Raw genomic sequence first — 15316 nt, 5'->3', positions numbered from 1 at the left:
GTATGGAATTTGGAATTTTTTTATTGTTTTTTTTCTATTTTTTATGGTCTATTAAATAAAAAATTAAATGAATATTCAGGACATTCATAATTTGTTTTTACAATGTAAATCAGTTTCAATTGACACAAGGAAAATTGAAAAAGAATCAATGTTTTTTGCCATTAAAGGAGAGAATTTTGATGCTAATACTTTTGCTCAAAAAGCACTCGATTTAGGAGCATTATTTGTTATTATTGACAATGAATCTTATTTGATCGATGAGAGGACTATTCTTGTAAAAAACAGTTTAGAAACATTGCAGGAGCTTGCAAAATATCATAGAACCTATTTAAAACTGCCAATTATAGCTCTTACTGGAAGTAATGGAAAAACCACTACAAAAGAGCTGATAAATGTTGTATTGTCTAAGAAGTTCAAAACAAAAGCAACGATTGGTAATTTAAATAATCATATTGGAGTTCCGCTGACACTCTTATCTTTTACAGACGAAACTGAAATTGGAATTGTTGAAATGGGAGCAAATCATAAAAAAGAAATTGAGTTTTTATGTGAGATTGCGCAGCCAGATTATGGTTATATTACAAATTTTGGTAAAGCACATTTAGAAGGTTTTGGCGGCGTCGAAGGAGTTATACAAGGAAAAAGCGAGATGTATCAATATTTGGTAAAAAACAACAAACTTGTTTTTGTAAATCTTGAAGATCCTATTCAAATCGAAAAATCGCAAGGAATAAAAGCATTCACTTTTGGAGTGAATAAAGAGAATGCAGATTTGAAGATTAAAAATATTACGGCGAATCCTTTTGTTATTGTTACTTATGATCATTTTGTTGTTGAGTCTCATTTAATAGGTCTTTACAATGCAAATAATATAAATGCAGCTGTAACTATTGGCAAATATTTTGAGGTTGACGATAAGGCAGTAAGAGAAGCTATTGAGAATTACATTCCTGAGAACAACAGATCACAATTGTTGAAAAAAGGCTCGAATGAGATCATTTTAGATGCTTACAATGCAAATCCAAGCAGTATGGCAGTTGCGATTGCAAACTTTGTACAATTAGAAAACAAAGGTAAAATAATGATTCTTGGCGATATGTTTGAGCTTGGCAATGAAAGTCAAAAAGAACATAAAATAATAGTAGATTCTTTGACAGGAGAAAACGAATGTTTGAGTTATTTGATTGGAAAATCATTTTACGAGCATAAAGTTTTGAGTGACACAATCAAATTTTTTGAATCATTTGACTCGTTTGCAGATTATCTAAAAACAATTCAGTTCAATAATAATACAATTCTAATAAAAGGCTCCAGAGGAATGGCTCTTGAACGTACATTAGAATATATCTTATAAAAAAAAAGCCATTCGTTATTTCGAATGGCTTTTTAAAATTATATACTCATTAAAAAACCTATCAGGTTTTCTTTTTTATTCAGTCCTAGTTTTTTCCTTAAACGGTATCGGGCTAATTCTACACCTCCAGTCGAAATATTCATGATTTCAGCTATTTCTTTAGTAGACATATTCATTAATAAATAAGTTGATAAATCAAGCTCACGAGGCGAAATTGTGGGATATTTTTCCTTTAGGCGTTTTAAAAACTCAAAATGAACATTCTTAATGTGTTTTTCTAAATCCTTCCAGCTTTTATCTGTGTTTACTTCTTTTACAATACTCTTATTAAGTTTACTGACTTGAAATTTAGTAGAATCATCTAAAGCTTCTACATCTATCTCTTTTAATTTATGGATGATTCCATTAAGAATTTTGTTCTTCTTCACTACCTGCAAAGAGTTGTTAACTAATTCTTTATCTTTTGCCAGGATTTTAATTTGCAGTTTGTCATTTTTTAACTTCTCGATTTCTTTTTCCAAATCGTATTGCTCTTGTCTGATTTTGGATTCTTTTTCAAGGTAGAGACGTCGCTGTTCTATAGTTTCATAATATTTGTTTTTTCTTATTTTCATTTTAATTCTATCCGAAATAAAATAAATCGCTATAATTAGGATTATGAAATACATCATAAAAGCTAGAAAATGCCTGTACCAAGGAGGAGAAATGGTAAAAGTAACAGCCGATGGATCAGATTGAATTCCGTAACTGTTTCGAACCTTAACTCTCATCGTATAATCGCCCTCTCGTAAGTTTGTATACTCTTTAAAAGACACAACAGACCAATTGCTCCATTTGTCATCAAAAGGCTCTAATTGATACGAAAATTGAACGTTTTCGAGATTCTCGTAAGTAGGCGACGAGAAGGTAAAGCGTACATTATTTGAAGCGTAAGGTATGCGAATGTTCTCGGTTCTAGTTTGGTTATTTCCAATGACAATAGTATCGCCCGGAAATGAAAAACTTCGGATAAAAGCTTTAGGTTTAGTATTATGAGTACTTTGCAGGCTGAAGTCGTAATGAGCAAGTCCATCTGTTAATCCGATAAAAATATTTTTAGAGTCGATCGTATTTACTGATAAATGGTTGCTCACTAAATTACCAGTTAAGTTTGAAAATGGAACAATACTGTTTTTGTATTGATTGCCATCTTTCATTAAGACCCCAATCGACTCATCAAATGTATACCATAAATTAGACTGAGAATCTTCGCTTAAAGCATTTATCACAGGAATGTTTTTAAAGAGAGCTGTTATGTTTTTATCTTCATAAAATAAGTCCTGTTCGCTTGAGTATTTATAGAAATGATTATGAGTTTGAAAGTAAATTTTTCCTCCAATGTTTTGAAGACTTCCTATGTTTTTAAACCTAGGAGTTAGTTGATCAATTTTTTTAATAGTAGCAAACCGTGTTAAATCTTCGCTTAACGTCATTCTATAAATAGATTCGTCTTTTTTAAGCCAGAAATACAATTGGTCAAGTTCAAAACTATTTGAAGATTTGTCAAATCCAGAAACTTGATTTTTGAATATTAATCCGCTGGCTGTTTTTTGAAAAATCGCAAAACCATCATAATTGGAGCCAATAAAAAATCCAGGATGACTTGGTATTTTTTTAAATCCAAAATAACCTCTAGAATCAATTATCCTCGTTACTCTGTCGCCTTTAATAACAAGTGCGCCTCTATTGTTTGCACATATTAATTCATTGTCAATTACCTGAACATTCCAAGATTGCGCAGTGGTTCCTTCAACTAGCTTAAAAACATCTTCCTTAAAGCTGTTATTCCAAGCGTGATAAAAAACGCCTTGATTGGTTGCTACATATAAATTTCCTTGAAAAATAACAGAAGCATATACCGTACTAATGTCATAACTAAAACCGAAATATGTAAAAGGAGAAGTCTCATTAACAAAAGCAATTCCGTTATCCAGTCCCAGCCAAAGATTGTTTTTATTGTCTATAAATGAAGTTAAAACGGTATTGTTTTGTAATCCCTTTTTTCTGTTAATATGTTGGATTATTTTACCATTAAAATCACAGATAATAATTCCGTCTAATACCGTATTCAGTACAATAAATTTGTTGTTGATAAGTACTCCGCCTAATGAGTTGTTTTTTTTAACAAAGCTGTTTGCTTCAGTGTTCCAAGGAATAATATTGTTGTTTTCATAAAGAAACAAGCCTTTCTCGAGCGTAACAATCAGTATTTTATCTTTTGAAATAGAATGCATGGCCCAAATCTCAGTATTATTCAAGCTTGTCGTATTTGGCAAAGTATAAAGACTGCCATTTCGATATTCTAGAATTCCTTTTTCGACATCTTGGAAATAAAGTTTCCCGTTAACAACAAATGAGAACTGAAACCTTTTTGGAGCTTTTAATATCGTTAACTTATCATCTTTAAAAATATAGGCTCTTGCAAAAGATTGAAAAATAGTTTGATCGCCAATAGAATGAATTTTCCAGACAAAATCAATGATTTTAATTTTGTTTTTATCCACTTTTTTAGCCAATGAAGTGTATTTAAGCCGCCCGTTATGATCCGGTTTAAAATAACCAAACTCATTATAGCCTCCCACAAATATTTTTCCAGATTTGTCAATTTTTAAACATCTAACAGAAGTTAAGTTAGGCAAAGGATATTTTCGCCATGTTGCTCCATCAAATTGCAGCAAACCATTATTATTGGCAAAATATAAATTTCCGTTTTTATCTTGATCAATATTCCAGTTTTGTGTGCCGCCTTTATATTCATTTCGCTTGTAATTTCTTATATCTGGAAGACCAATATTCTTTACCTGCGAAAAAATTGAGATTGAGAATAATGTAAAAAAAATGATGTAAATGTGTGGTTTTGTCAATTTTGTGTTTTTTTGAGTTTGATTAGAAATGTTGGTTGTAATGTGCTTGTTTGTAGTGTTTTATATTTGTTTTTTAGGTACTATTACGATGTAGAACACTGTTTTTTTAATAAAAATAAGCAATCTTATTATAGTGTAGTGTTTATTTTTATAATTAACATTTTGATAACATCATTTATTTTGATTTTAAACTATTGAAAATTAATAATTTATATAAAATTTGATGTGTTTTTGTAATGTGTATTTTTTTAATTTGATGTGTTTTTGTAAGGAATATTAGTTGTCGATAGTAAAATATTAACATTATTATTGCATCAAATTACTAATTAATTAACCAAAATTTTTAGAAAAATGAAATTAACAAAATTACTTATTTTTTGTGTTTCATCTTTGTTATTCTCGGTTATAGCCGTGGCTCAGGATGTCACAGTTAATGGAATAATAAATGATGAAAGTGGAATGCCAGTTCCGGGTGCAACAATTGTACTAAAAGGTACAACTAAGTCAACCGCATCTGATTTTGATGGAAAATTTCAATTACAAGTACCGTCAAATGGAGTTTTGACAGTCACATTTATTGGATACACTACAGTTACTGAAGCTGTAAACGGCAGAACAAAAATTACAATTAAGTTATCACCAGAATCACAAGCCCTGAATGAAGTAGTGGTTGTAGGATATGGAACTCAAAAGAAATCAGTTGTTACAGGAGCAATTTCCAGTGTAAAAGCAGCAGATCTTGAAAAAGTTCCAAACGGAAGAGTTGAACAAACTCTGCAAGGTCGTGCAGCAGGGGTTTCTGTTGCAGCTACTTCAGGACAACCGGGTGCCGCTTCAAAAGTTCGTATTAGAGGTATAACTACTTTTAGAGAAGGAGGTAATGATCCGTTATGGGTTGTTGATGGTATTGCAGTAGATGCAAATGCGATTGGTTTTATTAATCAAAGTGATATTGAATCTATAGAAGTTCTTAAAGACGCAGCTTCGGCGGCGATTTATGGTACTCGTGCAGCTACTGGAGTTATCTTAGTTACAACAAAAAAGGAAAATCAGGAAAAATATCTGTAAACTATAATGGATTTGCTGGAATTTCAGCACCTGCTAAAAGATTAGATCTTCTTAACGCAGCGCAATATGGTGCTCTTATGAATGAAAAATCAATGGCTGATGGGGGTCCAATTAAATATGCAAATTCAGCAGCTTTAGGAAAAGGTACAGATTGGCAGGATGCTATTTTTAATGATTCAGCTTTTAGATACACACATGAATTAAGCATCAGTGGCGGAGGTGAAAAATCTACTTTTTATGCTTCTTTCGGAATACAAGATCAAGAAGGTATTGTAGCAACAGAAATTTCAAACTATTCAAAGAAAAATTTCCGTTTAAATTCAACACACAAAATTTCTGATTACTTTACGTTTGGACAAACTTTTGGTTATACACACCAAAAAACTAAAGGTCTTGATAATCCAAATACTGAATTTGGAGGACCTTTAAGTTCTGCAATTAACTTAGACCCTATTACTCCACTTGTTGTTACTGATCCAGCAGTAGATGGTACAGGTTTTTATGCAAATCCAAATGTTGTTAGAGATGCAAGCGGACGTCCTTACGGAATTTCGTCTTTAGTACAACAAGAAATGACCAATCCGCTAGGTTTTATGCAAACTAGATTAGGAGCATTTAACTGGTCAGATGATTTTGTTGGAAATGCTTATTTAGAAGCTAATATTACTAGTCATTTAAAATTTAGAACTACGCTTGGTGGTAAATTAGCTTACTGGGGGAAAGAAGGTTTTACACCAGTTTTTTTCCTAAATCCAAACATGAAAGCGGATAGAAATAACTATATGCAGGAAAACAGAAAATCATTTTCTTGGACTCTTGAAAATATCCTGACCTATTCTAATAAATTCGGAGATCACAATGTAAACATTCTTGCCGGGCAAGGAGCTTATGTTGAAAACATTGGTGGTATGATTGGTGTAACCATGTTTGGGTTACCAATTACAAGCTACAAAGATGCTTCTTTCAATTTTGATATTCCACAAACGGACAGAGTTAATACTGCAGAGGATTTTGTAGAGCACAAATTAGCATCATTGTTTTTACGTGCTAACTATGATTTTAAAGAAAAATATCTTTTTACCGGAATCGTTCGTCGTGATGGATCGACTCGTTTTGGTGAAAACAAAAAATTCGGAGTTTTCCCTTCATTTTCTTTAGGATGGGTAGTTTCTAAAGAAGGATTTTGGAAAGAAAACAATGTTGTTAACTCTTTAAAACTGCGTGGAGGTTATGGAGTTGTAGGTAATGATAACATCGATGACTTTAAATATAGAGGTTTAGTTGTTGGTGGTTATAACTATTCAGTTGGGAATGCAGGTGCAATTACAACTGGTTACGGAAATTCTACACTTCCAAATGCTGACTTAGGATGGGAAGAAACATCACAAACTACAGTAGGACTTGACGCAAAACTTTTTAACGATTTTAATCTTTCAGTAGATTACTATAAAAAGAGAACAACAGGAATTTTAAGAAATGTTGTTATTCCTGGATATGTTGGAGTTGTTGATCCGCCTTCTGCAAATATTGCCGATATGAATAACAGCGGTTTTGAAATTGAATTAGGATACAAGAAAAGACTTGGAGAATTTAACTTAGGTGTTAACGGAAACTTTGCCTATTTAAAAAATGAAATCACTTATGTAGGATCATCTACAAACTATATTGTTGGAGACGCTAGTTTTCAATCTATGGGACCAGTAACAAGAACACAAGTTGGACATTCATTTAATGAATTCTATGGTTTCAAAACGGCAGGAATTTTTCAAAATGAAGCGGAAGTTGCGGCTTACAAAAATGCTAAAGGAGAGTTGATACAGCCAAAAGCAAGACCAGGGGATTTCCGTTGGGTAGATTCAAATGGAGATGGTTCAATTACAGATGATGACAAACAGTTTTTAGGAACAAATATTCCTAAATATACATTTGGTCTTACTTTAAACTTAGATTACAAAAACTTTGACTTTATGGCATTTGCTCAAGGAGCTGCTGGAAGTAAAATTTTCCAAGGGTTAAGAAGACTTGATGTTTTGAATGCAAACTATCAAACAAAAGCTTTGGATCGCTGGGTTGGAGAAGGAACTTCAAATGATTATCCTAGATTAACAAACGATGATCCAAATAAAAACTACAGCAATATGTCTGATTTTTATCTTGAAAATGGAAATTACGTTCGTTTGAAAATTGTTCAAGTTGGATACACAATGCCAACTAATTTATCATCTAAAATTGGTGCAGATAAAGTTCGTTTTTACTTAACAGGCGAAAACTTAATCACATTTACAAAATACAGTGGATACGATCCAGAAATTGGAGGTCAAGTATTTGGTGTAGATAAAGGAGTTTATCCACAAGCAAGATCTATTTTGTTTGGAGCAAATGTTCAATTTTAAAAAATTAAAGAATTATGAAAACTATAAAATTTAAATACATATATATTGCTATTGCAATGGCAGCTCTAGGAGGATCTTGCTCTGAAGATTTTGTCACCATTAACCCAGAGGGAAAATTTGACACAAGTACTTATTTTTCAAATGAACAGCAATGTTATGCAGCCTTAATGGGAGTATATGATCCGTTAAGAAAAAACACTGGAGGTTTCGAAAATTTGGTAGCAATGTTAAATGCTGGATCTGATGATTTTTATGCTGGAGGAGGTAGTGCAACAGATGGAAATGGAATTCAGAATTTTTCTACGCACTCACTTACTTCAATCAGTGTTCCGAGCAGTTACTGGAATGACCACTATCAAGGTGTGTCTCGAGCCAATTTGTTGATCGAAAAACTTCCTGCAGCAACAATGGATAATGGCGCAAGAGCTAGATTTGCTGCAGAAGCAAAAGCACTGCGTGCACTTTACTATTTTAACCTAGTGAGACTGTTTAAAAACATTCCATTGGTTTTAGTACCTCTAAATACTCAGACTATTTATGATCCAGAACAAGTTACACCAGATGTAATTTATGCACAAATAGAAAAAGATTTAAAAGAAGCGATTACAGCTTTACCAAATAAAGTTACACCAGAAACTGAAGCAGGAAGACTTAACAAAGGGGCAGCTCAAGCCATATTAGGAAAAGTGCTTTTGTTTGAAGGCAAAAAAGCCGAAGCGGCCACTGTTCTTGCAGAAGTAAATGGAACGCCGGGCGTTGAAAACCAATACGGAAATAAGTTACTGGATAAGTTTAGTGATTTATGGGATACTTCAAAGAAATTTAATGCAGAGTCACTTTTAGAAGTATCTCATACAAGTGCAGGAAACTCTGACTGGACATTTTGGGGAACTGGTAAAGATGAAGGAAACTCTCTAAACGTTATGGTTGGACCAAGAGGATATGTCCTGACAGAAGGTTCTACAGCACCAGATCTTCCTTCAGGATGGGCTTTTAATGTTGCTACTCAAAAATTGTATAACGCAATGAAAGATGATCCTAGATTTGGAGCAACTATTTTAGATTTGAAAGCACTTAAAGCTGCTGGTCAAATCGATTATATTCCAGCGTATCAAGACACAGGTTATTTCTTGAATAAATACTTGCCAAGACAATCTGATGTTCGTACTGGTGGTGGTAATGCAGAGTTGAACTACAAACAAAATTCTTACATCATCAGACTTGCAGATACTTACTTAATGGAAGCAGAAGCTTTAGGATCTGGAGATAGAGCACAAAAATTACTTGATGCTGTTAGAAAAAGAGTTGGTTTAGGTTCTGTACCTGTAACATTAGCTGCGATTAAAAATGAAAGAAGAATGGAATTAGCTGGTGAAGGTCATAGATTTTTTGATTTAGTAAGATGGGGAGACGCTCCAGCAGCATTAGCTGATAGAGGTTTTGATGCAGGTACAGATGAGATTTTTCCAATTCCGTACACAGAACTTAACGGTACTAAATTGAAACAAAATCCTAATTATCAATAGTCGAACTAATTAACCAAAAACATAGAATATGAACCTAAATATAAATTTGAAAAAAAGTACTTTCCTAATGCTGACATTGGCATTAGGGTTAGGAACATTAATAAGTTGTGACGATGAGACTGGTAATGCTAACGTTCTAATAGGAAGTAATATTGATGCAGCATTTACAGTAACTCCAGTTCAAGGAGCGTCAAACACCTATCTTTTAGTTGCACAAACAAAAAATGTAATCTCTTCAAGATGGAACACGGGTGATGGTGAGTATCCAGGAAAAATGAATGAGATTATCACATTGCCAGATGCTGGAACCTATACAATTACGCATACAGCAGTTGGTGCAGGCGGAGCTACAGGAACTGCAAGTTCTCAACTTGTAGTTGCAACTACTGACTTAGCAAAAGGAAATCTTGTAAAAGGCGGTTCTTTTAAAACAGCTGCAGATCAGGCTAACTGGAAAAAAGTTATTTATGAAGCAACAGGCGACTGGGTTTATAGTGATAAAGGAGCAACTGTAAGCGGAGGTCACGCCGGAATTTATCAAGCTATAGATGTAGTAAAAGATAAAGAATATACTATTGATATGGTGGTTTCTGGAGGTGCATCTACAGATATGTGGTTTGAAGTTTATGCAGGAGAAAAAGATCCAGCAACAGTTTCTGGCGATTATAGCGACGGCGGAAAAGTAATGGGCTTAAATACTTGGGATGGCTGCGGTAAAAATCCAGTTTCAGGTAAATTATCATCTATCGGATGTACTAAAAATGCAAAACTAGATGCAGTAAGCAATGTTGTTAAATTTAGCACTACAGGAAAAATATATCTAATGATTAGATGCGGCGGTGGAATCGCTCCAGGCGGAATTACCATTAAAAGCGTTGAATTAAGAGGAAAGTAAGTTTAAGTTAAGTTTAAGTTTGGTTGCAAATAGCCCATAATCATTTATGAGTATGGGCTATTTTTTAAATCCTTAAACGATCAGAAAAAGAGCTTCTGAAATAAAAAACTTCTATTTAGAATTTAATAATTTAAGGAAAGAATGAAAAAAAATAGTTTAAAGATTCTATGTTTTTTGTTCTCGCTGTCGGCACTTGCCCAGCAGACAAAAGCAAAGAAAGAATTTACAACCAACGGAAAGAAAGTTACGGTTTACACAACTGCTGAAAATACTAATTTAAGATTAACATCAACAGATAACTTATCCTTTTCGGCAGCAAAACAACCTCTGGAAACAGAAGTATCCGTTTTTGTTGAACCTTCAAAAAAATTCCAAACTTTTATGGGAATCGGCGGCGCAATAACAGATGCAAGTGCCGAAGTTTTTGCCAAACTTTCAAAAGAAAAGCAAACAGAATTTTTAAATGCCTATTATGATAAACAAAAAGGAATTGGCTATTCTTTGCTAAGAACCACAATACAAAGCTCTGATTTTAGCAGTGAAAGCTATTCCTATATCAAAGAGGATGACAAAGATTTAAAAACATTTTCGATTGAACATGACAAACAATACCGTATTCCATTAATCAAACAAGCCATTCAAACAGCCGGTGGAAAATTACTGACTTACGTTGCGCCATGGTCTCCAAATGCTTTTATGAAAAGCAACAAAAATGTTTTGAAAGGCGGAACTTTATTACCAGAATACTACCAAACTTGGGCAGATTTTTATGTAAAGTTTATAAAAGCATACGAGAAAGAAGGAATTCCAATTTGGGGAACCTCTACACAAAATGAACCAATGGCAACCCAAAGTTGGGAATCTTGTATATATTCTGCTGAAGCCGAGAGGGACTTTATTAAAAATTTTCTAGGGCCAACATTAAAAAAAGAAAAACTCGGTGATGTAAAAATCATTGCATGGGATCACAATCGCGATTTAATGAACTACAGAGCAAACGTAATTTATTCCGATCCAGAAGCATCAAAATATGTTTGGGGAATGGGGTTTCACTGGTACGAAAACTGGTCTGGCGGCGCTTCAATGTTTGACAATGTTGCCAAAGTAAACGAGGCATATCCTGATAAAAAATTATTGTTTACAGAAGGCTGCGTAGAGAAATTTGATGCTAAAAAATATCAATTTTGGGCAAACGGAGAAAGATATGGAATTTCTATGATGAATGATTTTAACAACGGAACTGTAGGATGGACAGATTGGAATATTCTTTTAGATGAAAAAGGAGGGCCAAATCACGTTGGTAATTTTTGTTTCGCACCAATTCATGCCGATACAAAAACAGGCGAGTTAATCTACACACCATCTTATTATTACATTGGACATTTTTCAAAATTCATCCATTTGAATGCCGTAAGAGTAAGTACAGCAGTAAGCAGAAGTGGATTGTTTAGTACTTCCTTTTTAAATACCAATGGTACAATGGCAACAATTGTAATGAATCAAACAGATAAAGAAATGAATTACAATTTAATTATTGGAGCTGAAAAAACGGTCGTTAAAATTCCGGCTCATGCTATACAAACACTTGTTTACTAGAGCGTTTTAAGTAAATGAGAGGGTTGATTTGAATCATCCATTTCGACCCTCATTCATTTTGTATTTGAAACTATTTTTTTTGTGGTAATGCAAAAGTGATTGTAAGTTATTTTATTACAAGTTGATTTGGTTGTAATAGGTTGTTTATCAAGTTAAAAAAAGTAAAAATGAAACTAAACTTTAAAAACACAATAAAAGCACTGTTTTTCATATTGGCAGTATTTTCGCAAATAAAGTGCTCTTCGTCAAATGATGCTGCTGATCCCGTGCCGATTTTACCGCCTGTTGTACCTCCAGTTGTTGTTACAAACGACGTCGATTTTTGGCTGACCAAAGGAGATCAAAGTGTTTTACTGGCAAAACAATCAGGAACTTTAGGATTTGGAACCACTTACAATATCTATCCAAATATCGAGGTAAATGCTTCGCAAAAATATCAAACAATAGACGGTTTTGGTTATACACTGACAGGCGGAAGCGCTGAAGTAATTAATCAATTAACAGCATCAAAAAAAAGTGCTCTCTTGCAGGAACTTTTTGGTTCAGGCGAAAACTCGATAGGAGTAAATTACTTAAGAATAAGCATAGGAGCTTCAGATTTAAACGCATCTCCTTTTACTTATAATGATCTTGCGACTGGAGAAACCGATTTGGATTTGGTAAAATTTAGTTTAGATAAAGATAAAGCTGGAGTAATTTCACTTTTAAAAGAAATCTTAGCAATCAATCCTAAAATTTTAATACTCGCAACCCCTTGGTCTGCACCTTTGTGGATGAAAGATAAAGACAGCTTTGTAGGCGGAAAATTGCAAACCAAATATTATGATGTTTATGCCAAATACTTTGTAAAATACATTCAGCAAATGAAAGCCGAAGGAATTACAATTGATGCCGTAACACCACAAAATGAACCATTACATGACGGGAACAATCCTAGTATGTATATGTCGGCAGCAGAGCAGGCTAATTTTATAAAAACAAGTTTAGGTCCAGCCTTCAAAGCAGCAAATCTAAATGTCAAAATTATTATTTACGATCATAATTGCGACAACATAAATTATCCAAAAGCAATTTTGGCAGATGCCGATGCTTTTCCTTTCGTAGACGGATCAGCTTTTCATTTGTATGCAGGAGATATCAGTGCATTGTCAAATGTTTACAATGCCTATCCAACAAAAAATGTGTATTTCACAGAGCAATACACTGCCTCAATAGGGAATTTTGGAGGTGATCTAAAATGGCATATGCGAAATGTAGTTATTGGTTCAATGAGAAACTACAGCAAGAATGCACTAGAATGGAATTTAGCCAACAATAGCAATTACGAACCTCATACTCCGGGTGGATGCAATACCTGCAAAGGAGCTTTAACAGTAACATCAACCGAAAATTTTCAGCGCAATGTTGCCTATTATATCATTGCACACGCTTCAAAATTTGTTCCGGCAGGTTCCGTTAGAATCGCTAGTAATACCAGCGGAAATCTTCAAAACGTGGCATTCTTAACCCCATCAGGCTCAAAAGTTTTAATTGTTGAAAATGACGGAACTGCTGTAGAAGTTTTCAATATCAAGTTCAATGATAAATGGATCACAACCTCTTTAGAAGCAGGTTCAGTGGCAACCTATACTTGGAAATAAAAATCGAGTAAAAAACAAAATAGTTTTCAAATGAAAAAAATAATAATAGCAGTACAGCTTTTGTGTTCGATTGCCGTTGCAGGACAAGGTTTTTTACATAGAGACGGGCAAAAAATTGTTGACGGAAATGGAAATAATATAGTATTAAGAGGGCTTGGTATAGGCGGGTGGATGGTGCAGGAAGGATACATGATACAGACGCAGCCCTTTGCCAGTCCGCAGTATGCAATAAAACAGAAAATTCAAGACGTCATTGGCGAGCAGGGAACAAAAGAGTTTTATGCAGCTTACAAAGCAAACGGATTAACAAAACGAGATGTAGATTCGTTAGCAGCATGGGGTTTCAATTCAATCCGTCTGCCAATGCATTATAATCTGTACACGCCACCAATTGAAGAAGAAAAAAATGGTCAAATCACTTGGATAGAAGAAGGTTTTACAATGACAGATAATTTGCTGAAATGGTGCGCCGAAAACAAAATTTATCTTATTCTAGATCTACATGCTGCTCCGGGCGGACAAGGAAATGATGCGGCAATTTCTGATTACGATACGACAAAACCATCATTATGGGAAAGTGAAGCCAATCAGAAAAAAATGATTGCTTTATGGAAAAAAATAGCTTCTCGTTACAGAGACAATCCATGGATTGGAGCGTATGATATTATTAATGAACCCAACTGGAATTTTACAGGAACAAACAAAAATGGCTGCGACGAAAATTCAAACGGTCCTTTAAGAGAACTTATGGTTTCCGTAACAAAAGCAATTCGCGAAGTCGATACCCATCATTTAATTTTTATTGAAGGAAACTGCTGGGGAAATAATTACAACGGAATTTTTCCTTTATGGGATGATAATATGGCATTGAGTTTTCATAAATATTGGAACTACAATACCAAAGAATCAATCCAGAAAATGTTGGACTATAGAACGCAGTACAACGTGCCAATTTGGTTAGGAGAAAGCGGCGAAAACTCTAATGTTTGGTTTAAAGATGCGCTTACGCTGATGGAAAACAACAATATTGGATGGGCATTTTGGCCAATGAAAAAAATCGAAAATATTGCAGGAGTAACCTCTGTAACCAAAATCCCTGAATACGATGTTTTATTAAAATACTGGAAAGACGGCGGTCAAAAACCAACAGCAGATTTTTCTAAAAAAACACTAATGAAAATGGCAGATAATTACAAAATGGAAAACGTAACCGTTAAACCAGATGTAATCGACGCCATGTTTAGACAAGTGCAGACAAACGATACAAAGGCGTACAGAAAAAACGTAATTCCAGGAAAAATTGCGGCAACACATTATGATTTAGGAACAAACGGTTACGCATACTCCGATAAAGATTTCGTGAACTACAGAGTTGAAACCAACAAATTTGAAGATTGGAATAAAGGAAATACAATGCGAAATGACGGTGTAGATATTCTGCCATGCAAAGATGCAGGATCAAACGGTTATCAAGTTTCATTTATTGAAGACGGCGAATGGCTGCAGTTTACTACCGAAGTTAATAAGCAGAATAAATACAATGTTGCTATACGATATTCAAGCGAAAAAGCAGAAGGCAGACTTCATTTAGAAACCGAAAAAGGAAGGTCAAAATCGATAACACTGCCAGCAACTGGCGGAAATGAAAAATGGAAAACGATAAGCTTAACTGATGTCGAATTGAATGCAGGTCAAAACAAGATTAAAGCTGTTTTTGAAAAAGGAGGTTTTAATTTAAACTATTTAGATTTTTTGGAGAATAAAAAAAAGAACCCAAAAAAGTAAAAAGAATCACCAATTTGATTGTACAAAAAAATAAAAAAAAGTCCTAAAGTTATAAAGTGATGATATATTTAATATTAATTGTTCTAAACTATATAATTAACATAATTTTTAAATAAGTTTTTTTCTTTAAGGTCAAGGAAACATTAGCTTTACGGA

At 33.8% G+C, this 15316-nt stretch carries 9 protein-coding genes; 8 read left to right on the top strand and 1 reads right to left on the bottom strand.

From position 1 onward, the window contains the following. Positions 1-67: 67 nt before the first annotated feature. Positions 68-1354, top strand: a complete 1287-nt coding sequence (gene murF, locus BOW55_RS10105) for a UDP-N-acetylmuramoyl-tripeptide--D-alanyl-D-alanine ligase (RefSeq protein WP_129024026.1) — start codon at positions 68-70, stop codon at positions 1352-1354. A gap of 38 nt (positions 1355-1392) precedes the next feature. Here murF and BOW55_RS10100 read toward each other — a convergent pair whose 3' ends face one another. Beyond that, the gene (locus tag BOW55_RS10100) at positions 1393-4257 is read right to left on the bottom strand and encodes a triple tyrosine motif-containing protein (RefSeq protein ID WP_129024025.1); all 2865 of its coding nucleotides are present in this window, start codon (positions 4255-4257) and stop codon (positions 1393-1395) included. A 351-nt stretch (positions 4258-4608) separates the two neighbouring features. Here BOW55_RS10100 and BOW55_RS21315 point away from each other — a divergent pair, with 351 nt between their 5' ends. The 7 genes from BOW55_RS21315 (at position 4609) to BOW55_RS10070 (ending at position 15160) form a co-directional block, all read left to right on the top strand. Further along, complete coding sequence (locus tag BOW55_RS21315; protein ID WP_241686527.1) at positions 4609-5325, top strand: TonB-dependent receptor plug domain-containing protein; 717 nt, start codon at positions 4609-4611, stop codon at positions 5323-5325. Continuing rightward, complete coding sequence (locus BOW55_RS10095) at positions 5316-7718, top strand: SusC/RagA family TonB-linked outer membrane protein (protein ID WP_371414517.1); 2403 nt, start codon at positions 5316-5318, stop codon at positions 7716-7718. The genes BOW55_RS21315 and BOW55_RS10095 overlap by 10 nt, the downstream gene beginning before the upstream one ends. A 14-nt stretch (positions 7719-7732) precedes the next feature. Then, positions 7733-9244, top strand: coding sequence for a RagB/SusD family nutrient uptake outer membrane protein (locus BOW55_RS10090; protein WP_129024024.1), 1512 nt, complete (start codon positions 7733-7735; stop codon positions 9242-9244). A gap of 28 nt (positions 9245-9272) precedes the next feature. Next, complete coding sequence (locus BOW55_RS10085; protein WP_123872301.1) at positions 9273-10139, top strand: hypothetical protein; 867 nt, start codon at positions 9273-9275, stop codon at positions 10137-10139. A 141-nt stretch (positions 10140-10280) separates the two neighbouring features. After that, positions 10281-11735, top strand: a complete 1455-nt coding sequence (locus BOW55_RS10080) for a glycoside hydrolase family 30 beta sandwich domain-containing protein (RefSeq protein WP_129024023.1) — start codon at positions 10281-10283, stop codon at positions 11733-11735. A 167-nt stretch (positions 11736-11902) separates the two neighbouring features. After that, entirely contained in the window at positions 11903-13375 is a 1473-nt protein-coding gene (locus BOW55_RS10075; RefSeq protein ID WP_129024022.1) for a glycoside hydrolase family 30 beta sandwich domain-containing protein, read from the top strand. 30 nt (positions 13376-13405) lie between these two features. Then, the gene (locus BOW55_RS10070; protein WP_129024021.1) at positions 13406-15160 is read left to right on the top strand and encodes a cellulase family glycosylhydrolase; all 1755 of its coding nucleotides are present in this window, start codon (positions 13406-13408) and stop codon (positions 15158-15160) included. Positions 15161-15316: the final 156 nt, after the last annotated feature.

The sequence above is a fragment of the Flavobacterium sp. YO12 genome (assembly GCF_004119495.1).
Classification (GTDB): domain Bacteria; phylum Bacteroidota; class Bacteroidia; order Flavobacteriales; family Flavobacteriaceae; genus Flavobacterium.
This window is presented reverse-complemented; position numbering and strand designations above follow the sequence as displayed.